Below are 22,345 nucleotides of genomic sequence, written 5' to 3'. Positions count from 1 at the left end.
TACCTTTAAACCTTTGCAGGAATGATTAGCGGCTGAATCAGCACGCGATCATACGCTTGATGGAAGCCACGTCAGACTTGGCAATCAGCTTGGTACCACGGAGCTGACGCTTACGCTTGGGGCTCTTCTTGGTCAAGATATGACTGGTGAAGGACTGCTTGTGCTTGAAGCCAGTCGCGGTTTTCTTGAACCGCTTGGTGGCTCCGCTCTTGGTTTTCATCTTAGACATTTTTAAAACTCCGCATTCTATTTTTGATAAACAACAATGTGATCCTGAACGACAAATCCCCCGCATTCGCGGGGGATCGTTACCCGATCAGGTTCACTTCTTTTTGCGGGGAGCCACGATCATGGTCATCTGCCGGCCTTCCATTTTCGGCCGCATCTCAACCGTTGCAATTTCTTCGATGTCCGTTTCAATTCGACCCATGAGCTTCATACCGATTTCCTGGTGTGCCATCTCACGGCCGCGGAAACGAATCGTGATCTTGCCGCGATCCCCGTTTTCAAGGAAACGTACCAGGTTGCGTAGTTTGACCTGATAATCCCCTTCTTCAGTCCCTGGACGGAACTTAAGCTCTTTAACCTGCGTCTGCTTCTGCTTTTTCTTGGCAGCCGCCTTGGCCTTCTTGTCTTCGAAGACTTTCTTGCCGAAGTCCATTATTTTACAGACGATCGGATCGGAATCCGTAACCTGCACCAGATCAAGAGTGGCTTCTTCCGCCAACTTCAACGCCTCTTCGATCGGAACAACCCCGACCTGATTGCCTTCGGCATCGATCAGGCGGACTTCAGTTGCGTCAATATTCTCATTGATTGGCGCCTTTGGTGTACGCCCACCCCGATTCGCTCGCTGTTTAATAATCAGATCTCCGTTTTGGTTCTGCCTTTGCGTTCAATATCGTCAGCCAACAGCTGCTCGAACGCTTCAAGCGATAGGGTCCCCAAATCTTCACCTTTGCGGGTTCTCACCGCTACGGCGTTGTTCTCGACTTCTTTGTCTCCGACAACAACCAGAAAGGGAACTTTATTAATTGTGTGCTCGCGGATTTTAAAGCCGATCTTCTCGTTTCTCAAGTCAGCATTAACCCTATAACCCAAAGAATCCCACTTTTTCGCCAGATTCTGACAATAATCACGCTGATTATCGGTGATATTGAGGACTGCCACCTGTGTGGGTGCCAGCCAGGTCGGGAATGAACCTTCGTATTCTTCAATGAGAATACCGATAAACCGTTCGAACGACCCAAGTACCGCGCGGTGCAGCATAACCGGCGTTTTACGCTCGGAATTGTCTGCAACATACTGGGCCCCAAGACGGCCCGGCATGGAAAAATCAACCTGAATGGTACCGCATTGCCATACCCGGCCGATACAGTCTTTCAGGGAGAACTCAATTTTCGGCCCATAAAATGCGCCTTCGCCCGGTAACAACTCCCAATCCACGCCCTCGCGGTTCAGGGCTTCTTCCAGCGCCGCCTCGGATTTGTCCCAGACTTCGTCGGAACCCACGCGCTTTTCAGGACGGGTGGACAGCTTGTACAGAATCTGGTCAAACCCGAAATCTTTATAAACCTCGTGTAGCAGGTCGATAAATTTCGAGACTTCTTCCTGGATGGCGTCTTCTTCGCAGAAGATGTGGGCGTCATCCTGGGTGAACCCGCGCACCCGCATCAGGCCATGCAGCGCACCAGAGGCTTCGTTCCGGTGACAGGAGCCGAACTCCGCCAGGCGTAGCGGCAGGTCTTTGTAGCTTTTCAGGCCTTGGTTGAACACCTGAATATGGCACGGGCAGTTCATCGGCTTGATGGCAAAATCGTGCTTTTCAGACTCAGTGGTAAACATGTCATCGTGGAACTTGTCCCAGTGACCGGACTTCTCCCACAGTGCACGGGAAACCACCTGTGGCGTCTTGATTTCCTTGTAACCGTGACGATGCAGGATGCTGCGCATGTACTGCTCGATTTCCTGGTACAGCGACCAGCCATCCGGGTGCCAGAACACCATGCCCGGGGCTTCTTCCTGCATATGGAAAAGCTGCAGTTTTTTGCCGATTTTCCGATGATCGCGCTTTTCCGCCTCTTCCAGACGATTCAGATAGGCCTTCAGATCTTTCTTGTTGCCCCAGGCCGTGCCGTAGACACGCTGAAGCTGCTCATTCGAGGTGTCGCCCCGCCAATAGGCACCGGCCACCTTGGTCAGTTTGAAGGCTTTCAGCTTGCCCGTATTGGGTACGTGGGGACCACGACACAGATCAATAAAGTCACCCTGGCGGTAGAACGACAGATCCTCTTCACCGGGAATATCCTCGATGATACGCACCTTGTATTCTTCGCCCATCTCGTCAAACAGCTTCACGGCCTCGTCCCGGGACATCACCGAGCGGGACACAGGGATGTCCTGCTTTGCGAGCTCCTCCATGCGCTTTTCGATGCGCTGAAGGTCTTCGTTGGTAAACGGACGGTCAAACTTGAAATCGTAGTAGAAGCCATTATCGATAACAGGGCCAATGGTCACCTGTGCCTCGGGAAACAGTTCTTTGACAGCCATGGCCAGCAAATGGGCGGTGGAGTGACGAACTACGTCGACGCCGTCTTCATCACGTTCGGTCACGATGGCCAGTTCAGCGTCTTCTTCAATCGGATAACTGGTATCAACCAGCTTGCCATTGACGCGGCCGGCGAGCGCGGCCTTTGCCAGACCCGCACCAATATCGGCGGCGACATCGTGCACAGTAACGGATTCAGCAAAACTGCGATGACTGCCGTCCGGCAGGGTAATTACGGGCATGACTTTCTCCTGTGGGTCTCAGCGGTGATCCGTACCAAAGATCACATGTTGGCGATGCTCCGTGATACAAACCACGGGTCGCTATCGGTGCGGAGTTTACCAGAAAAAAACCCGGCGGGTTAACGCCGGGTTTTGCGTAATCGACAATGGATCAGGCCGTCGCCGCTTTTGCATCCTCCCGGCCCTTACGCCGTAACTGGCCAAAGGCCAGCAGCCCCAGAAGAATGATCGCTGGAATAAACACCAGTTCCTTGGGCGGGCGTTCAAGCTCGACCTGCACCGCTTCAATGGTCCAGCCAAACTCGATGCCGACATTCTCTGCCTGACTGCCGAATTCAACGAACTCCACGGCCATGGAGTCGCCGTCAGGACGCAACTCGAGACCGGCCCCGAGTAACCGCTCTTCAGGTGTATCACCTGCGGGCACCTCCAGCCTCAGGTAAGTGGTGACATCATCACCATCAATGGACATACCAGATGCTTTAAGAACAATGGCTTTGTCGGCGGGAATATCCTCCACATACTCCATGACGTCCACACCCGGGCGCTCTTCCGTCGGTGGGTAAAGCCTGTCCCACCAGAAGCCGGGACGGAACATCGTAAAGGTAATCAACACCAGCAACAGGGTTTCCCACCATCGCGTTTTTGTAAACCAGTAGCCCTGAGTTGCCGCCGAAAAGACCAATATGGCTGTGACAGCGCTGGCGATCGTCAGCAACAGATCGAACCATCCGGTCAGGCCGATCAGCAACAGCTGGGTGTTGAAAATGAACATGAACGGCAGAATGGCGGTACGGATATCGTAGGTGAAGCCCTGAATACCGGTTCGTATGGGGTCCGCCCCCGAGATCGCGGCGGCGGCGTAAGCCGCAAGGCCAACCGGCGGCGTGTCGTCTGCCAGTATGCCGAAATAGAACACGAACAGGTGAACCGCTATCAACGGCACCAGAAGGCCATTCTCTGCACCCAACGTTACAATGACCGGAGCCATCAGTGTGGATACCACAATGTAGTTTGCCGTGGTCGGCAGCCCCATGCCGAGAATCAGGCTGATGACGGCGGTAAAGATCAGCATCAACAGCAGATTGCCGCCGGAGAGAAATTCAACAAATTCGGTCATCACCAGACCGATACCGGTCAGCGTGACTGTGCCGACTACGATACCGGCCGTGGCCGTGGCGACACCGATACCGACCATGTTCCGGCCACCGGTCGACAGTGAGTGGATCAGGTCGCTGACACCGTCCCGGAACCGACCGTAAAACTCTCCATGTTTAAGGAAAAAAGCCTTCAGCGGGCGCTGGGTCAGGACAATAAACACCATGAAAACCGTTGCCCAGAACGCCGAAAGCTGCGGAGAAAATCGCTCCACCGTCAAACACCAGATCAGCACCACCACCGGCAACAGGAAATAGAGGCCGGTTTTTACGGTCGGGCCCACCTCGGGCAATTCGCCCATGGCTTTTTCGGGGTCATCAATCTCAAGCTCCGGAAAGCGGGTGCCGTAGGCAACAAGCCCGATGTAAGCCAGCAACACCAATGGCCCGAGTACCCAGGCAGCGGCGTCACCGAGCCACGCCTTGGTCCACCCGACGCCGTAATACACCCCAAGAGTCAGCGCACAGAGGCCGATTAACAAAATCACCCAGGTCAGCATTCGCTGCGCAAGTGACGGCCGGTTCGGGCGCACGATACCTTCCATGTTGAGTTTGCAGGCTTCCAGATGAACAATATAAATGAGAGCGATGTAGGAGATCATCGCAGGCAGAATGGCGTGCTTGATGACCTCCAGGTAGGAAATCCCGACGTATTCAACCATCAGAAAAGCTGCCGCACCCATAACCGGGGGCGTCAACTGGCCATTGGTGGACGCGGCTACTTCAACGGCACCCGCCTTGGTGGCGGGAAATCCGACACGCTTCATCAGAGGGATGGTAAACGTACCGGTGGTGACCACGTTGGCGATGGATGAGCCAGAGATCACCCCACTCAAGCCACTGGACACAACCGCTGCCTTGGCAGGACCGCCACGCATGTGGCCAAGTAAGGCATAGGCCACCTTGATAAAATAGTTACCGGCACCCGCCCGTTCCAGCAAAGCGCCAAACAGCACAAACAGGAATACGAAACTCGTTGATACCCCCAGTGCCACACCGAACACCCCTTCAGTGCCCAGCCATTGGTGAGACGCCAGCTTGCCAAGGCTGACGCCCTTGTGGGCGATAACATCCGGCATGTACCGCCCGAACAGGGAATAGAAGATGAAGACCCCGGCAACGACGGTGAGGGGCAGCCCCAGTGCCCGGCGGGTAGCCTCCAGCAACAGTATAAGGCCGATCATCGCCACCCATAGATCCATGGTGGTCGGCAAGCCTGGCCGACCAGCCAGTTCCCGATAAAACACATAAAGATAGGATGCACAGAACGCTGCAATCAGTGCCAGCACCCAGTCATAAAAGGGAATGGTTTGCGCATGACGACCCTTGATCATCGGGTAGGCCGTAAACGCCAGAAAAACAGCGAATGCCAGGTGAATCGATCGAGATTCCGTTGAGTTAAAAATCCCGACGTTAAAAATATAGGGTAATGGCGAGGCGATCCACAACTGGAACAACGACCACACCAACGGTACGAGAAAAAGTATGGTAGCGGCTTTACCGCTGACTGCCCTGCCCCCGGTTTCTGTTTGCAGTATTTCCTTGACCTTATCGCCGCCTACACCAGCACCGTTAGCCGGGTCACTCGTTGCCATAAGTAATTCCTGTCAGATTTCAGCTTTTTGGGGGCCTAAAACAAAGGCACAGCGGGCTTTTTCAAACCCGCTGTGCCTGAGTAACAGCCGATCAATCGATCAGGCCAGCTTCCCTGTAGTACTTTTCCGCACCTTTGTGCAGTGGTGCACTCAGTGCATCAGAGACCATTTCGCTCTTGTCGAGATTCTCAAACGCCGGGTGCAGACGCTTGAAGCTGTCGAAATTCTCGAACACCGCTTTAACGACCTGGTAAACCACTTCCTCGGACACGTCTGATGAGGATACGAAGGTTGCCGCAACACCGAAGGTGGTCACGTCTTCATCGCTACCACGGTACATTCCGCCGGGAATAACCGCCTTTCTGTAGTATGGATTCTCATCAATCAGCTTCTTGGTCGCATCGTTATCGACGTTTACCAGCACGCTGTCACAGGAAGTGGTCGCCTCTTTGATGGCACCGGACGGATGCCCTACGGTATAGAAGAATGCATCGATGTTGCCATCACAAAGCGCCTGGGACTGCTCTGCGGCTTTAATTTCAGCGGCGAGGGAGAATTTATTTTTGTCCCAGCCCATTTCATCCATCAGCACTTCAGCGGTTGCGCGCTGGCCTGAGCCAGGATTACCAATGGATACCCGCTTACCTTCCAGATCTTCGAAGGTTTCGATGCCCGACCCTTTACTAGCCACAACAGTAAACGGCTCCGGGTGAAGTGAGAACACGGCGCGCAGCTTCTCATCCTTGCCTTTGTCTTCAAAATCGCTGCTACCGTTATGGGCGTGGAACTGCCAGTCTGATTGGGCAACGGCCAGATCCAACTCACCCCCACGAATGGCGTTCAGATTGTAGATAGAACCCCCGGTACTTTCTACGGAACAACGAATACCGTGGTCCTTACGATCCATATTAACCAGACGGCAGATGGCACCGCCGGCCGGGTAATAGACACCGGTGACACCACCGGTACCGATGGTGACAAACTGCTGTTCCTGAGCTGAGACCGTTGAAGAAGCGGCTCCGAGGCTGACGGCGGCCGCCAGTGCGAGAACAGAACTTTTGATTCTTAGTGTCATGGGATCTTCCTTATTTCTCATCGTTATCATGTAGTGCCCGTGCCAAGACACGAACAAACTTCCAGTTCACCTTTAAAAATAAACCACTTCCGACAATAAATAAAGGATGCATTAGCTGGCTAACTATCTGATCAGGAAACAAAAAAGCCCGCAGAGCGGGCTTTTTTGTCAGTGCTGGAAGCGCTTATTTCGATGCGCGCGCTTTGGCAACCATGCGATCCGGCCGCAGCAGAAAGCGTGCGAGCGCCGGCAGCAGCCAGATTGCCCCAATCATGTTCCACAGGAACATGAAGAACAACAGGAAGCCCATATCCGCCTGGAACTTAATGGGTGAGAAAATCCAGGTCACCACACCAAGACCCAGGGTAACGCCGGTAAAGATAACCGCCTTACCCGTGGAGCGAAGCGTTTCGTAATAAGCTTCCTGCAGCGTTTTGCCCTCCAGCAGGAACTTCTCCAGCTTGGTGTAAATATAGATGCCGTAATCGACACCGATACCCACACCCAGAGCGATAACCGGCAGGGTGGCTACCTTGATACCAATGCCGGAGACCGCCATGATCGCCTCACACAGAATCGAGGTAAGCCCCAGAGGTATGACGACACACAGCACGGCCCGGATGGAGCGGAACGTCAGGAGGCACAGCAAACTCACCACGCTGTAAACGAAGATCAGCATCATGTTCTTAGCGCCGGAAATGACTTCGTTTGTTGCCGCCTCAACACCCGCGTTACCCGCCGCCAGCATGAAGGTGTGTTCTTCGTTGCTGTTGTTTTCAGCAAATTCCTCAACACGGTCTACCACGGTCTGCAGCGTTTCAGCCTTGTGATCCTCAAGGAAGACCAGGACGGGCGTCAGATCGCAGTTGGTGTTGATCAGGCCAGCCGGAGCCTCGCGGATCGACGCGTTGATAATGGTTTGGTTGCGGGAAATCTCATACCATTTCCAGCTACCCTCATTAAGGGCCTTGGTCACCAACTTGGACACATCCGCCAGCGATACCGACGACTGAACCCCAGGGGTGTTCTGCAACTCCCATTGCAGGCTGTCCATAGCTCGCAGAACGCTGTACTGGGTACACTGTTCTTCCGGAGTTTTAACCATCACCACCATGACATCGGCACTGGTGGAGTAGTTCTCAATCAGGTACGCGTTGTCCTTGTTGTAACGGGAATCCGCACGCAGTTCAGGCGCGCCCTGGTCCAGGTCCCCTACCTTGAGGTCCTGCTTGTAGTAGAGGCCGAGACCGAGACCGATCACCGCAATCAGCAGAGAGATCGGAGCCACGCCCGGGTGGGCAAAATAGGACATGACCCGCCACTTCCGGTCCTGCTTTTCACCGTGGTTCTGAACGTTACGGATACCGCCCTTGGTGATCCCGATATAGGACATGATGAGCGGGTGCAGGACCAGGTTGGTGACAATAACGATCGCGACACCCAGGCCGGCAGCAACCGCCAGATCCTTGATTACGTCAATTTCTATGTACAGCAGTGTCAGGAACCCGAAGGCATCGGAAATAAGCGCCAGCATGCCCGGGATGTAGAGCGCACGGAATGCCAGACGCGCCGCTGTGATCGGGTCGAACCCTTTCGCTGCTTCTGACGCCATGGCATTCACGACTTGAACGCCATGACTGATACCAATCGCAAAGACCAGGAACGGTACCAGAACGGAGTACGGGTCCAGCCCATAACCCAGCAGTTTCAGAATCCCGAGTTGCCAGAACACGGCAATGATGGACGAGAACACTGGCACCAGCGTTCCGGCGATGCAGCGGGAGTACAAGAACAGCAACAAGGTGGTCAGCAGAATGGTGATGCCCGCGAAGTACGCGATAGAACCAATCCCCTCAATGAGATCACCGACCTTCTTGGCAAAGCCAACAATGTGAATCTCAATATTCGGATTATTGGCTCCGTACTTGTCGCGGATTTTCTCTTCAAGCGCTCGCGAGAACTGACCGTAATCCAGCGGCTCTCCGGTTTCCGGATTGTTTTCGTACAGCGGTGCGTAAACAATGGTGGAACGGAAGTTGTCGGAAATCAGGCGGCCCACTTCGTTGGAACGCAATACGTTCTGGCGGAGGGATTCAAGGCTGTCCCGCGAACCATCGTAGCCATCGGGAATGACGGTGCCGCCCTGGAAGCCCTGCTCTGTCACTTCCACCCAGCGTACGTTGGAGGTCCAAAGGGATTTCAGCCCTGAGCGATCCACACCGCCGAGGTAGAACACCTCGTCGGTAATCTCCTTCAGAGTCTCCATGTACTCCCGGGTAAAGATATCGCCGTCTTTTACCTCCACCGCGATACGCACAAAGTTACCCAGGTTCTCCAGGTCATCCCGGTGGTCGATCATATTGACGATGTAGGGATGTTCGAGCGGGATCATTCGCTCGAAACTGGCGTCTGGCTGAATCTTGATGGCGTTGTAGCCCAGAAACAGGGTCAGTATAAAGAATGCAATCAGGATGATGGCCCGATTGTTAAAAATCAGGCGTTCCAGGAATGGCTCCGCCTTCGGTGTCGTCAGGTAATGCTCGCCCTTATCGTGCTTCGGGTTGGACATTCAAAAGCCCCTCTTTTATCCGTTCTGTAGTTGCCGCATCAGGGCGTTATTGAAGGTTCTTGCCGCGCGCGTCGGTAAACTTGACGCCACCTTCGCCGACCAGGAGAAGGTTCGTGCCGGATACCGGTACGGCCCCCATCACGCCTTCCCGATCATTCCGGAAATAGGGACGGAACGACTCACCACCGTTGGTGCTCATTAACACGACGCCGCTGTTGCCAACCAGGGTAATACGGCCGTCGTCCGCGACCATGCCATTCATCACCGTGGCACCGGCTTCGTTGGTCACCGTTTTCCAGGATTGGCCGAGGTCAGTAGACATCATCATGTTGCCGCGCAGCCCGAACGCCAGAATTCCATTGACCTGACCGGTACCAATCACTCCGAACAGAGAACCTGAATAGGGGCTTTCACGACGCTCCCAGGTGTCCCCGCCGTCGGTGGACACATGGATCTGACCGCCTTCACCGACGACCACCAAGGCACCGCCGGTAATGTCCGTTATACCGTTGAGGTGGAAGTTCTGTGCGTTATCGATTTGCGCAGACGCGTCTTCCCAACTTTCACCGCCGTCGGTGGTACGCAGGATCATGCCGTAAGCGCCCACCACAAAGCCGTGGTTCTCGTCTTCGAACCAAACGTCCATCAGCGGGTTAACAGGCCCCACCTCAAGATCGGCTTCCATGTTTTCAATGGCGAAGAAAATATCATCCAGCGCCCATTCCAGGTCGCCCTTTTCTTCCTCCGGAGCTTCTTCGATCCGCTCCTCCATCTCGGCTATCTGTTCCTGCTTGCCTTCTATGGCAATCTTGGAGGCCTCAGTACCAGTTAGCTGCAGCTCCCAGGATTTACCGGCATCGGCCGAATGCAAGACAACGCCACTGTGCCCGACAGCCCAACCGTGCTCCGCCGTGCCGAAATCGATACTTGTCAAGGTAACCGAGACGGGAACCTGTCCCTGCACCCAGGTTTCCCCCTGGTCATCCGAGAAGATGATGTGACCGCGTTCGCCGGCGGCGACAATTCGATCACCGGCGCGGGTCACATCGTTCAGCAGTGACTCCGGCGCAAGTAACGTTGGTCGGGACGGGGTTTCGATGATATCTGCAAGCGCAAACACCGGGGAAGCGGACAGTGCCATGGATACTCCAAGACAAGCCGCTCCCAGAGTCTTGCACATCAACCTTGTAGCCATTCAGATTGCCTATATGTTGGTTTGAACTGTGTCTTTGTGGTGCCGGTTCGCCACTTTATGCGGTGGCAAGGCATCCGGGACGCTTTGATTGGTTTAGCGGACACTCCGGCGGCGCAGTGACGCCGGGGAGAAATAACGCTTATTGGGCACGTCGTCCGTAAACTCACGGGTACTCTGTTCTTCGGTGTCGAGACCCAAAACGTGGTAACGGCGCGCCTGCAGGTCGTGGTACACGTCAAGTACTGTCCACACGCCCGGGAGCTCGTAATAGTTCTTTGGCAGACCCATGGTCACACGCCAGAGCTCGCCACGGCCGTCATACTGATCCAGCAGTACGGTGTTCCAGCTGTCAGCATCCACGTAAAAGCGGCGCTTGCCGTATATGTGACGTTCACCGTCTTTAAGAGTGGCCTCGACAACATGCACCCGATGGAGTTCCCAGCGAGTCATGTCGGGATTGATGTGTGACATTCCGAGGATCTCAGAATAAGGCGTGTCTTTCTCGCCAATCCGGTAGTTGTTGTACGGGATGTAGATCTCCCGCATGCCTTCGTAGTTCCAGTTATAACGATCCAGAGCGCCGTTGAAGATGTCGGTATCGTCCGCGGTCCGAAGGTTGTCGGAAGCCGCTATGGGCGAATCATACCCGAGATTCGGCGCGCGGCGTACGCGGCGCTGACCGGCATTATAGCCCCAACCGTTACGAGGGTTGACAATCTGGTTCAGGGTTTCGTGGATCAGGATTGCACCGCCGGCAAGGCGGGGCGGTGACTGGGTAAACGAGAGGTAGTAGAAAATCACGTTATCCAGATCTTCTTCACTGCCTTCGGGGCTGTAAAAGTTAAAGAAGACTTCCTGCTGGGAAGTCACCAGAGAATAATCGCCGTCGGTCTGGACCGCGACCTCACTGGTGCGCCGTGTAACGCTGATGCCGCGCCACCGGGTCAGGTGATTCCAGATCACCTGCCATGCCTTTTCCTCGTCATTACCATGCAATATGGGGAACGGGTAGCCGCCAAATGCGCCATCAAGTCCCTCACCCTCGCCGACGATCTCCGCGTTCACCGCATTTTTTCTGGTGTTTTCGGCAACCCAGTCCGGCACGGCGTGAGTACGCCGGCTCTTGTAGACGGGAATTTCAAACGTGGAGGGATACATCTCCAGCATGGCTATCAAACCATCGGTAAGATATTCGCTGTACTGCTCCATGTTGGACGCGCTGATGGTAAACAGCACTTCGTCGTCCGGAAACGGGTTGATGTGGTGCTGGCCACTCTCAGTGTATCCATCCGGCGGCGTTGTCAGCCCACCATCCCAGGCCGGTATGGTGCCTGCTTCGTTACCCGCTTTGACAGAGCCGAACGGGGTGAGATCCTGCCCCAACCGAGCGGCCTGGCTTGATGACACCGCAGCCGCAACAGGCGCAGATGCCACAGAAAATGCGAGCAAACTGCCCAGAATGACGTTTTTGTTGTATCTCATTATGAAACCTTTATTCCGTCTGGAAGCCCTTTCGAGAGCCTTTTTTTATCGTTTCATGGTTTACCGACTACTGCAAAGATTAGACGATTGGCCACTATTGTCTATCGACCGAAAGTGCGATTTTTTTCTCCGGTCCTTTCCAGGCCCTCCCCATCCATCAGCCCGCCAGGCTTTTGTGAACCACCTCGTAAACGTCCCGTGAAAGCCCCTTCTTGTCACGGATGCGCTCAAGCGCGGACAGCATCTGTTCGCTGTGAACCGCCGCGAATTTCCGCCACCGCGTCAACGGTGTCACCAGCCGGGCTGCGATCTGGGGGTTGCTGTCATCGAGACGCGACACCTGCTCCGCCAGGAAGCGATAGCCAGAACCATCTGCGGCATGAAAGGCTGCCAGGTTCTGACCGGCGAAGGCACCAATCACCGAACGCACCTTGTTGGGGTTTTTCCAGTCAAACGCTTCGTGAGTCATGAGCTGCTGAATCTGCTCCAGGCTGCCGGTTTCCGGGCTGGAAGCCTGCACTGAAAACCACTGCTCCACCACTTGCGGATCGGCTGAGAACTGCTGATAGAAGCTCTCCAGCGCTTTCTCGCGCTCCTGCACGAACCCGGAATTCACCAGGGCACGCAGGGCACCAAGGCGATCCGTCATGTTGTCCGCTTCGCGGAATTGTTGTACCGCCCGGTCACGCCCTTCCTCATCGCCGATGTGTAGCAACCACGCCAACGCGGTGTTGCGAAGACTGCGTCCGGCCACTTCTTCGGGCGTCAGTCCGTAGATGCCATTATCAGCATGGCGCTCAATACAGGACAGCAAATCCTCTCGCAACGCCCCGGCAAGTTGCGCCAGCACCCGCTCGCGGGCCTGGTGAATAGCCGGCACGTCAGGGCTGTCAGCCAGTTCGATCAGGTAGGCTTCCGACGGCAGCTGCATCATTTTTGCCACCAGCGCCTGGTCCAGGGATGCATCAGACAGCAGATGACGGTACGCGGACACCAGCCGCGGCTCAATCTCTCCCGCGTCGGGCGCACTGACCAGCCCCTGGATCACGTCGACAGCCAGTCGTTGACCGGCGTCCCAACGGTTGAAACCGTCAGTATCGTGTTTCATCAAAAACAGCATTTGCTCCCGCGTCCACGGATACGCCACCCGTACCGGTGCCGAAAACTGTCGCAGCAATGACGGCACCGGCCGCTGGGTCACACCGGTGAATTCGAACGTATGGCTCGCCTCTGTCAACTCCAGCACTCGCTCGGTGAGTGAGTCATCCGAGCCACCAGCAAGCACCAGAGGCATGTCTTTCCCGTTGCTGTCGAGCAGGCCAAGCGCAAATGGAATGTGCTGAGGTTTCTTGTCCTGCTGTCCCGGAGTATCAGGAATACTCTGTTCGATGGTCAGGCGGTACGTTGCGGCCTGCTCGTCGTAGTGATCGCTCACCGTCAGCACGGGGGTGCCTGCCTGCTCATACCAGAGGCGGAACTGGGAAAGATCACGCCCACTGGCGTCTTCCATCGCTCTGACAAAATCATCGGTGGTCACGGCCTGGCCGTCGTGCCTCTCGAAGTAGAGGTCGCTGCCTTTGCGGAACAGATCCGGCCCCAGCAGCGTGTGAATCATGCGCACCACTTCCGCGCCTTTCTCGTAGATCGTCAGGGTGTAGAAGTTGGAAATTTCCATGTACGACGCCGGGCGCACCGGGTGGGCCATGGGGCCGCCGTCTTCCGCGAACTGGGCGGTTCTCAGCAGCGTGACATTCTCAATACGCTTGACCGTCGGCGAGCCCATATCGGAGGAGAACTGGGAATCCCGGAACACCGTAAAACCTTCTTTCAGGCTCAGCTGGAACCAGTCGCGACAGGTAACTCGGTTGCCCGACCAGTTATGGAAGTATTCGTGGGCGACAATCGCTTCAATGCGCTGAAACGCCAAATCAGTGGCGGTCTCCTGGCTGGCGAGTACGCAGGAAGAATTGAAGATGTTCAGCCCCTTGTTTTCCATCGCCCCCATGTTGAAATCATCCACAGCGACGATCATGAAGATATCGAGGTCGTATTCGCGGCCATAGACGTCTTCGTCCCAGCGCATGGAGCGCTTGAGGGAGTCCATGGCGTAATCACATTTCTCTGAGTTACGCGGCTCCACGTACATGCGCAGGTCGATCTCGCGGCCTGATAGCGTGGTGAAGGTATCCCGCTTTTCCACCAGATCCCCGGCGACCAGCGCAAACAGGTAACAGGGTTTCGGGAACGGATCTTCCCAGGTCACAAAGTGCCGGCCGTCCGCAAGGTCGCCACGTTCCACATCGTTACCGTTGGATAACAGGATTGGATAGGCCGTCCGGTCCGCTTCGATTCGGGTCCTGAAGCGCGCCATCACATCCGGCCGGTCCGGGAAGTAGGTGATGCACCGGAAGCCCTCCGCCTCGCACTGGGTGCAGAACATACCGGATGACTTGTACAGCCCTTCAAGGCGGGTGTTGTTCTGGGGCTCGATCCAGGTCACCACGGTCAGCTCAAAATCATCAGGCACATCCGGAACCAACAGCGTCTCGCCGAGCTCCTGATACTGCCCGGTTGACAGGTTGGTGCCATTCAGAGCGACGGTTTCCAGCTTCAGGCTGTCGCCATCCAGCTCAAGCGCGCCATGATTGTCGGCCAACTGCGGGTTGCGGCGGATGGACAGGGAACTGTGTACGCGCGTGCCGTCTTCATAAAGTTCAAACCTGAGATCGACATGGTCCACCAGGAAGGCGGGCACGCTGTAGTCTTTGAGGTAAATGGTCTGTGGCTGACTGGTACGCATTGCTGTCTCCGGAATGTCTGGTTCGGGCGGCACGGGTGAACGGTGCCGGCACGGTAATGGTGAAGGGGCTCAGGGCTTGGGGAATACCCGCAAGCGAACATCGTAGCCGGTGTACTTACGAATGTTGATCACACCGGTATCAAGCATCAGGTATTGGCCCTTGATTCCCTCAAGTACGCCTTCCGCTGAAGGCACTTTATCCAGATTATGGGTTTTGATTTTTTGCGGCCATACGTCGACGGGGTAACTCAGGCCCAGCGCCTGTTCATCCACCGCTCGCAGGGCATCTGCACCATGGGCCGCTTTCAGTCGGTCAAGGTCATCGGCAATCAAGGCCAGCAACCGGTCACGTTCGGCAGCCAGGTCCAGCTCGGGCACATCCCCTTTGAGCATGGTCCGCCAGTTGGTGCGGTCAGCCACATGCTGCTTGCAGGCCACTTCAACAAAACCCGCCAGTTGCCGGGTCGCCACCCGCATCATCGGAATGGCATCCACCGCGCCCTGATCGATCCAACGGGTCGGCACCTGAGAACCCCGGGTTATCCCCACTTTCAGTCCGGAGGAATTTGCCAGATACACCACATGCTCAACCATGCAATGGGTTTCACCCCACTCAGGCTCGCGGCAGGTACCTTCGTGATAATGGCATTTCTCCGGGCTCATAATGCAGGTGTCGCACGCCGCCAGCTTGCGGAAGCACGGGTAACAATAGCCCTGGCTAAAGCTTTTTTTGGTGGTACGGTCGCAGTGAATGCACCGGATAACGCCATCGAAGTCGATCTGTAGCGAGTGGCCAATCATCTCGTTCAGCGGCACCCGGGTGTCCCCGAGCCGGATCACGTACTCGACTGGCTTGCCCGCTTCAACCGGCATTTTTCGCAACCGGCCACTGACATCCACCAATGGGCTCAAGACTTGACCTCAACAAACTGTGACGAATCCACCTCCGCCTGACCGGACGGCTGCCTGACCGATGGATCGCAGGCGGTGCCGGCCTTGCTGCCACGATCCAGAAATCCGACCCGCTCTGTTTCAGGGATATTATGGCGGTTCTCGTAGTAGATCACAGCTTCAAGGCAGATTTCCCGCTGCTCCGGTGAGAGTTTGCGACCATCAGGCCATTTGCCAAGCTCAATGGAGCGACGCAGGCTGGTGTACACGGTCGGGTCCAGTCGCTCAATCAGCTCTTCGTAGGTCATCGTCGTCTCCTGTATGCGCGTTTGCTAAAAAATGTCTGCAGTGTGTTGACAAATAAAAATGATAACGATTATCATTAACTCGCCAAATGACGAAGGTCGTTCATTTGGTCTCTCTCATCAGGAGCTATAAGCTTCTTTAATGCCCCGCCTTTTGGCGGGGCTTTTTTTAGGCTGCACGGCGATGAGGGGGCCACACAATCGCCAGCGCCAGCCCTGCAACAAAACCACCCAGGTGGGCTTCATTGGCCATGCGCCCCAGGCCCAGCATTTCCGGCAAAGGCGTAAACCCAATAACCATCCACACCACGGCAAAGGTCACCAATGCCGGCGGGAATTGAAACCTCGGATAACGTCGCTGGCTGAGCCAGCAGTAACCGAGAATACCGTAGACAACGCCGGACAGACCGCCAAACAATGGTCCGGACACGAAATACTGCAGTCCGTTGGACACCAGACTGGTGAACACAAACAGCCCCATCAGGCGAACTTTGCCGTCGAACCATTCAATCTGGCTGCCCAGAAACCACAGCATCACCGAATTGAAAATGATGTGGGTCCAGCTGAAGTGCAGGAAATCCGGCGAGATCAGTCGCCAGATCTCGCCACCCGCCAGGGTCTCTCGCAATGCATCCACTCTTGCTGACAGGCTGTCCCAGGCATAGTTCTGGGGATCAACCATCATCAGCAGCGTAGATGCCTGGTTGCTCCCCATCCCGGTGACCCAGGCCACGACCACCGCAAGCACGATGATTCCGAGAACCAGCGGGGCATGGCGGGGAGACGGCTGCCAGCGGCCACCGACAAACACCGGTGACTGGCTGGTGGTATTCACCGCTTCCCGCATTTCCGGCTCCAACAGAAAGCGATCCAGCGCTTCCAGAACCGGGGCCGCATGGTCCGGATTTTCAAGCCAGAGAACCTGGAATCCACCCTCTTCAGTAATGCGGTGACCTACGCCCTGCTCCCGCAACCAACGGCTGAAACTCGCCAGGTCGACACTGACATCAAGCTGCTTTACACGATACACCGGTTACCTCGTCACGCTGTCTTCACTGGTTGGGTAATCCGCCTGCTCCGGCCGGTCTACATCCACCCACACGAACTTGTCCTTTGACAACGTACGTTCGCCGTCCATGCGATAGGCCACCAGTTTGCCGTATTTAACAGCGCTGTAATCAATGCAGGCAACATTCTGCTTCAACGGGGCCGGGCTGCTGTCCATCCAGTAGTGGCCCACAAACACCGGGGGCTCGCTCAACGGGTAGGAAATCAACTGCCGGCGTTCGGCATCAGACAACTCCATGCGGGCCACTTCCGGCGGCAGCGGGTCAGGTTGGAACACAACATCGGCGTAGGTTTGCGGGCCATCGGCCCAGAACTTGGTGCGGAAGAACTCCCGCACGTAGCCGTCTTTGCCGGTAATCTTCACACCCTCTGGCAACCTCAGATCGGTGCCCCGCAACAGCGTATCCATCACCTGACCGGCGAAGGACTCGATAGCGGACGAGGCATGCAGGAAATCCTCATCAATGCAGGCTCCGCCCTGAGATTGCTTGAACTTGCCGATCAAGTCCCTATCCCAGCAGGCGTGCACCACGCGGAAGCCCTCTTCCTCGAGAAACAGCGGTATGGTGTAAAACCACTCCAGAAACTCATTCCACTCATGGGGGTGCGCATCAAACTGCTGAAGCGTTTCCCGAATCAACCGGTCATGGCGGGCGTTGTGTTCCCGCAGCCATTTCTGGCCGCTCCCCGGCCTGGCACGCGTGCAGTACCCCAGGGCATTGTATTCGTGGTTGCCCATCACGATTCGGGCCGCCCCGTGTTCCACCATATCCCGGACCAGGTGCAGGGCCTCACGGATGCGGGGACCGCGATCAATGATGTCACCGATAAAGATCGCTTGGCGGCTGGGGTGCTGGTAGACGCCGTTGATCTTCCTGTAACCCATCTGATCGAGCAGGCGGGTCAGTGTGTGGGCACACCCGTGTATGTCACCAATAATGTCGTAACCGCGGCTTGCGGCTTTCACCTGTGCTGGCATGCTCAACTCGCTGAGATCTCACTGGCCCAGCCAAGTTTATCGCGGCATGTGGCGTAAAAATTGTGGTCCGCCGGGTGAATCAGGCGGATCTTGAACGGTTTCTTGGTGATGCGGATGATGTCGCCGGGGGCACAGGCAATGTTCATCTGCCCGTCAAAACTGATCTGGGGATAGGTTTCGTTGGTTTCCCCGATCACCAGTTTGATTTCGCTCTTGCCATCCACCACGATCGGGCGACTGCTCAAAGTGTGGGGGAACATGGGCACCAGCACTACGGCGTCCAGCTTGGGGTGCATGATCGGCCCACCGGCGGACAGCGAGTAGGCCGTCGACCCGGTTGGCGTTGATACAATCAGACCGTCCGAACGCTGGCTATAAACGAAATGACCATCAATATACAGGTCAAAACCAATCATCCGCGTGGATTTGCCCGGGTGCAGAACCACATCGTTCAACGCCGTGCCAAACCCGAGGGGCTGACCGTTGCGTTCGACGTTGCCATCCAGCAGGAAGCGGGTTTCCTCGATGTATTCACCCTGCAAAACCTTTCCCAGCCGCTCTTCCAGGTCCGATGGCGAGATATCGGTGAGGAACCCGAGCCGGCCACGGTTGACCCCCAACAGGGGAATTTTGGACTTGGCCAGTTCCCGGGCGGCCCCAAGCAGGCTGCCATCACCGCCCACCACGATCACCAGATCACAGATTTCACCCAGCAACTTCTTGCTCGCGACCTGCAGGCCATGGCCGGGCAACATACTGGCGGTGTCTTCTTCAATAATGACGTGATAGTGATTATTAACCAGATACTGTTTGAGCTGGCGCAGGGATTCAACCACCTTCACGCTGCCCATACGGCCAATTACGCCGATATTCCTGAATTGGTCCATGTAGCTTCCTGTGGTGTCGGGAGTAGCGCCGGGCCGGATTTTCACCGGGCACAGGCGACCGTCAGCCGACAGTCTAACGAAAGTTACCCCGAATCTGAAAAAAGAGTCAGGCGGATGCGACCAAACGCTCAGGCTTTGGCTGGCTCGCGATGGGCTTCACACCGGTCATCCACCCCTGGCTGAAACTCCGCAGGCTGGCTGACTCGCATCACCGGCTCACCGCAGACACCGCCTTTCTCATCCAAATGAGCACAGGCCGGATGTTCGTAGTGCCCAAGCCACTCGCGATATGCGGGCTCATTGAGGCCACAACGTTCAGCCGCGTAGGCGACCGGGTTGCGGAAATAGGGTTCTATATCATCGTAGGGCAAGGTCAGGTGGCCTATCCCGGCGTGATAGGCCACCAGAAACACCGAGTGCTGCTGCAACTGAGCCATCACCGAGTTTTCCAGTGGTTCCTGGTGCCTGAGATCGTAATTTTCCTGTTCCAGTGCGACGATTTTATCATCCCGCAATTCCAGCTCGCGTTGCTTGCGCTCCAACTGTTCGCGAATCAGCACCAGCTCTGCATTGCTGCTGGCGTCCTTGCGGGCATCGCGATTACCTATCTCGGCAATCTTTTCCTGCATGGAGAGGTATTGCTCATTACGCTCCGCCAGCCGTTTTTTCAGTTGCTCGTTGCTCAGGCGCTGGCGTTCGTACTTCTGCTCAAGAGCCGACGTGTCGCTGCGAAGCCCCTGCATTTCCAGCCGGTGCGCTCGCTGCATCTCGGCCAATGAATCCCGATGGACGCTCTGGAGGGTTTTGATCCGCAGCCGCTGTTCACGGATAAGCTGGGCAAGCCTCGCGCGGTCCGCCGCCGCTCCGGGCGATTCGGCAGGCGATGACTCCGCGGCGAGAACCGGAATGTTCTCTTCCTGCTCCGGCTCAGCCTTACGGAACTTGAGGCTGTTGGTGTCTACGGCTTTGCGGATCGACTGAAAATGGTTGCTACCCGGGGTCATATCCGGGTCCCAGAGCTCTTCGGACAGGGAGGGATCAGGGCATTGGCTGCGGCACACCAGTCGAACGGGGCCGGCCCCCATGTCGGGGCCTTTGGCACCCGCCTGGGCCAGCTTTTCGACCGGTAGATTCCAATGCGAGTCAGCCCGCCCTTCCTCATCGAAGTAGATGCTGAAGAACACCAGCGCGCGAACCAGAAGATCGCCCCCCAGCTCCACGTGCACCGCTTTGACATCGCTATCCGCCAGGTCGGAAAGACCGACGTAGCCATCCAGAAACGCGCCAAACTCCGTGCCACGCATTTGCCGCGACACGTTGCTGCCGTCCATGAAAAACACCGCCGAATAACCATCACTTGCCTGGTCGGCAGACCTCATTATTAACTCCTCGCGTTTTTGAACCTGGCTGATCAACCAATGATAGTCTAGCCAGACAACAAGCGGGGAACAGCGAAAAACTGAAACGTTTTGTGATCAGATCTCCGCCGCCAGGCGACTGCCCTGGTCAATGGCCCGCTTGGCGTCCAGTTCAGCAGCCACATCGGCCCCGCCGATCAGGTGCACCGAAAGCCCGGCTGATTCCAGCCCCTGCTGCAGTTCCCGCAACGGCTCCTGGCCCGCACACAGGATAATGGTATCCACTGGCAGTAGCTTGTCTTCCCCCTGCTCCGCGCCTTTCGGCGTAACCGTAATGTGCAGCCCCTCATCATCAATCTTGCGATAGGTGGCACCGGGCACCATTTGTACCTGACGGTTCTTGAGTGAGGTTCGATGAATCCAGCCGGTGGTCTTACCCAGGTTTTTGCCCACCTTGGATGCCTTGCGCTGCAGCAGGTACACCTCGCGCGCGGGCTCTGGCACCTCCGCTTTAACGCCCTTAATACCGCCACGGTGGGCGACACTGAGATCGACACCCCACTCGCGCATGAAATGATCCGGGTCCAGCGCCGCGGACGTGCCCTTGTGGACAATGAACTCGGACACATCGAAGCCGATACCGCCAGCGCCGATGACAGCTACACGCTCCCCGACCGGTTTACGTTCCAACAACGCGTCGAGGTAGCCGATCACCCGGGGATGATCCACGCCTTCGATGTCCGGCGTGCGGGGTTCCACGCCAGTGGCCAGTACCACCTCATCAAACCCGCCGCTCTTCAGCGCATCGACATCGACCCGGGTATTCAGGCGAACGTCCACGCGGTGTTTGTCCAGCATCACCCGGTAATAGCGCAGCGTTTCGTAAAACTCTTCCTTGCCGGGAATCCGCTTGGCAACGTTGAACTGCCCACCCACCTCACTGCCCGCATCAAACAGTGTCACCTTGTGGCCACGCTCCGCCGCCACAGTGGCAAACGCCAGGCCTGCGGGCCCGGCCCCCACCACCGCAATGGATTTGGGTGCAGCGGTTTTCACATAGGCCAGCTCGGTTTCGTGACAGGCCCGCGGGTTGACCAGGCACGAGGTCAACTTGCCGCTGAACGTATGATCCAGACAGGCCTGGTTACAGCCGATGCAGGTATTGATCTCATCGGCGCGATCTTCAGCCGCTTTCTGCACCAGTTCGGCGTCCGCCAGAAAAGGACGTGCCATTGACACCATATCGGCGTCGCCTTCGGCAAGAATTTTCTCCGCCACGTCCGGCATATTGATACGGTTGGTGGTGACCAGGGGAATGGATACTTCGCTCTTCAGGCGCGCCGTTACCTTGCTGAAAGCGCCACGGGGCACTGAGGTGGCAATCGTGGGCACCCGGGCCTCATGCCAGCCAATCCCTGTGTTGAGGATGGTAGCGCCCGCTTTCTCGATTTCTTTTGCCAGATGCACCACTTCTTCCCAGGTGCTGCCATCTTCAATCAGGTCCAGCATGGACAGGCGATAAACCAGAATGAACCGGTCACCTACCCGTTCACGCACGCGGCGCACGATCTCGATGGGCAGGCGAATACGGTTCTCGTAACTGCCGCCCCATTGATCGTCACGGTGGTTGGTGTGAGAGACGATAAACTGATTGATGAAGTAGCCTTCGGAACCCATGATCTCCACGCCATCGTAGCCGGCGCGTTGAGCCAGGGCGGCGCAGTCGGCGTAGGCCTGGATCTGCTTTTCGATGCCCGCTTCGTCCAACGCTTTCGGGGTGAACGGGTTGATCGGTGCCTGAATGGCAGAAGGGGCCACCAGCTCCGGGGAATAGGCATAGCGGCCAGCGTGGAGAATCTGCATACAGATTTTACCGTCGGCGTCATGAACCGCCTGAGTGATCACCTTGTGGCGGTCGGATTCTTCCTCGGTGGTCATTTTCGCAGCGTGCTGAAACACGCCGCCTTCCACGTTGGGGGCGATGCCGCCGGTCACAATCAACCCTGCCCCGCCGCGTGCGCGCTCAGCGTAGAAGGTCGCCAGCCGGTCAAACCCATTTTTGGCCTCTTCAAGCCCGGTATGCATGGAGCCCATCAACGTCCGGTTACGCAGGCGGGTAAAGCCCAGGTCCAGAGGCTCCAGAAGGTTCGGATACTTGTTCACACCGGGTGTCGATGCTGCGGTCATTGTCTCT

At 56.4% G+C, this 22,345-nt stretch carries 16 protein-coding genes; all 16 read right to left on the bottom strand.

From position 1 onward, the window contains the following. Nucleotides 1-37: 37 nt before the first annotated feature. Nucleotides 38-229, bottom strand: coding sequence for a 50S ribosomal protein L35 (rpmI, locus tag WD429_RS11135; protein ID WP_368422246.1), 192 nt, complete (start codon nt 227-229; stop codon nt 38-40). Between the two features lie 93 nt (nt 230-322). Next, nucleotides 323-868 carry a translation initiation factor IF-3 gene (infC, locus tag WD429_RS11130; protein ID WP_368422254.1) on the bottom strand — a complete coding sequence of 182 codons (546 nt, stop codon included), beginning with the start codon at nt 866-868 and terminating at the stop codon, nt 323-325. Next, nucleotides 865-2,790, bottom strand: coding sequence for a threonine--tRNA ligase (gene thrS, locus WD429_RS11125; protein WP_368422245.1), 1,926 nt, complete (start codon nt 2,788-2,790; stop codon nt 865-867). Before thrS ends, infC begins: the two co-directional genes overlap by 4 nt. 151 nt (nt 2,791-2,941) lie before the next feature. Further along, nucleotides 2,942-5,542, bottom strand: coding sequence for a TRAP transporter permease (locus WD429_RS11120; RefSeq protein ID WP_368422244.1), 2,601 nt, complete (start codon nt 5,540-5,542; stop codon nt 2,942-2,944). 91 nt (nt 5,543-5,633) lie between these two features. Continuing rightward, entirely contained in the window at nt 5,634-6,617 is a 984-nt protein-coding gene (locus tag WD429_RS11115) for a TAXI family TRAP transporter solute-binding subunit (RefSeq protein ID WP_368422243.1), read from the bottom strand. 184 nt (nt 6,618-6,801) lie between these two features. Further along, entirely contained in the window at nt 6,802-9,186 is a 2,385-nt protein-coding gene (locus WD429_RS11110; RefSeq protein WP_368422242.1) for an RND family transporter, read from the bottom strand. 46 nt (nt 9,187-9,232) lie between these two features. Continuing rightward, complete coding sequence (locus WD429_RS11105; protein WP_368422241.1) at nt 9,233-10,327, bottom strand: YCF48-related protein; 1,095 nt, start codon at nt 10,325-10,327, stop codon at nt 9,233-9,235. 147 nt (nt 10,328-10,474) lie between these two features. After that, on the bottom strand, nt 10,475-11,863 hold the full coding sequence (locus WD429_RS11100) for a DUF1329 domain-containing protein (RefSeq protein ID WP_368422240.1): 1,389 nt from the start codon (nt 11,861-11,863) through the stop codon (nt 10,475-10,477). A gap of 157 nt (nt 11,864-12,020) precedes the next feature. Beyond that, entirely contained in the window at nt 12,021-14,663 is a 2,643-nt protein-coding gene (gene pepN / locus WD429_RS11095; RefSeq protein WP_368422239.1) for an aminopeptidase N, read from the bottom strand. A gap of 69 nt (nt 14,664-14,732) precedes the next feature. Then, on the bottom strand, nt 14,733-15,575 hold the full coding sequence (locus WD429_RS11090) for a DUF2797 domain-containing protein (protein ID WP_368422238.1): 843 nt from the start codon (nt 15,573-15,575) through the stop codon (nt 14,733-14,735). Next, entirely contained in the window at nt 15,572-15,862 is a 291-nt protein-coding gene (locus tag WD429_RS11085) for a YeaC family protein (RefSeq protein WP_368422237.1), read from the bottom strand. The genes WD429_RS11090 and WD429_RS11085 overlap by 4 nt, the downstream gene beginning before the upstream one ends. Nucleotides 15,863-16,028: 166 nt before the next feature. Beyond that, the gene (locus tag WD429_RS11080; RefSeq protein WP_368422236.1) at nt 16,029-16,889 is read right to left on the bottom strand and encodes a rhomboid family intramembrane serine protease; all 861 of its coding nucleotides are present in this window, start codon (nt 16,887-16,889) and stop codon (nt 16,029-16,031) included. Between the two features lie 3 nt (nt 16,890-16,892). Further along, entirely contained in the window at nt 16,893-17,906 is a 1,014-nt protein-coding gene (locus WD429_RS11075; RefSeq protein ID WP_368422235.1) for a metallophosphoesterase, read from the bottom strand. Nucleotides 17,907-17,908: 2 nt separating this feature from the next. Next, complete coding sequence (locus WD429_RS11070; protein WP_368422234.1) at nt 17,909-18,793, bottom strand: NAD(+) kinase; 885 nt, start codon at nt 18,791-18,793, stop codon at nt 17,909-17,911. 128 nt (nt 18,794-18,921) lie between these two features. Next, nucleotides 18,922-20,172, bottom strand: coding sequence for a DNA repair protein (locus WD429_RS11065; RefSeq protein WP_368422233.1), 1,251 nt, complete (start codon nt 20,170-20,172; stop codon nt 18,922-18,924). Between the two features lie 96 nt (nt 20,173-20,268). After that, nucleotides 20,269-22,338 (bottom strand): FAD-dependent oxidoreductase, encoded by a 2,070-nt coding sequence (locus WD429_RS11060; protein ID WP_368422232.1) that lies wholly within the window; start codon nt 22,336-22,338, stop codon nt 20,269-20,271. Nucleotides 22,339-22,345: the final 7 nt, after the last annotated feature.

This window comes from Marinobacter sp., assembly GCF_040904845.1.
Classification (GTDB): Bacteria; Pseudomonadota; Gammaproteobacteria; order Pseudomonadales; family Oleiphilaceae; genus Marinobacter.
Note: the sequence above shows the minus strand (reverse complement) of the source record. Positions and strands in the feature narration are given on the sequence as shown.

Bases quoted from the DNA above. Each gene is read 5' to 3' on its own strand.
- WD429_RS11120 (WP_368422244.1), bottom strand. From the start codon at position 5,542: ATGGCAACGAGTGACCCGGCTAACGGTGCTGGTGTAGGCGGCGATAAG.
- WD429_RS11075 (WP_368422235.1), bottom strand. From the start codon at position 17,906: ATGCCAGCACAGGTGAAAGCCGCAAGCCGCGGTTACGACATTATTGGT.
- thrS (WP_368422245.1), bottom strand. From the start codon at position 2,790: ATGCCCGTAATTACCCTGCCGGACGGCAGTCATCGCAGTTTTGCTGAA.
- WD429_RS11100 (WP_368422240.1), bottom strand. From the start codon at position 11,863: ATGAGATACAACAAAAACGTCATTCTGGGCAGTTTGCTCGCATTTTCT.
- WD429_RS11060 (WP_368422232.1), bottom strand. From the start codon at position 22,338: ATGACCGCAGCATCGACACCCGGTGTGAACAAGTATCCGAACCTTCTG.
- WD429_RS11085 (WP_368422237.1), bottom strand. From the start codon at position 15,862: ATGACCTACGAAGAGCTGATTGAGCGACTGGACCCGACCGTGTACACC.
- WD429_RS11110 (WP_368422242.1), bottom strand. From the start codon at position 9,186: ATGTCCAACCCGAAGCACGATAAGGGCGAGCATTACCTGACGACACCG.
- WD429_RS11115 (WP_368422243.1), bottom strand. From the start codon at position 6,617: ATGACACTAAGAATCAAAAGTTCTGTTCTCGCACTGGCGGCCGCCGTC.
- WD429_RS11105 (WP_368422241.1), bottom strand. From the start codon at position 10,327: ATGGCACTGTCCGCTTCCCCGGTGTTTGCGCTTGCAGATATCATCGAA.
- WD429_RS11065 (WP_368422233.1), bottom strand. From the start codon at position 20,172: ATGAGGTCTGCCGACCAGGCAAGTGATGGTTATTCGGCGGTGTTTTTC.
- WD429_RS11070 (WP_368422234.1), bottom strand. From the start codon at position 18,793: ATGGACCAATTCAGGAATATCGGCGTAATTGGCCGTATGGGCAGCGTG.
- rpmI (WP_368422246.1), bottom strand. From the start codon at position 229: ATGTCTAAGATGAAAACCAAGAGCGGAGCCACCAAGCGGTTCAAGAAA.
- pepN (WP_368422239.1), bottom strand. From the start codon at position 14,663: ATGCGTACCAGTCAGCCACAGACCATTTACCTCAAAGACTACAGCGTG.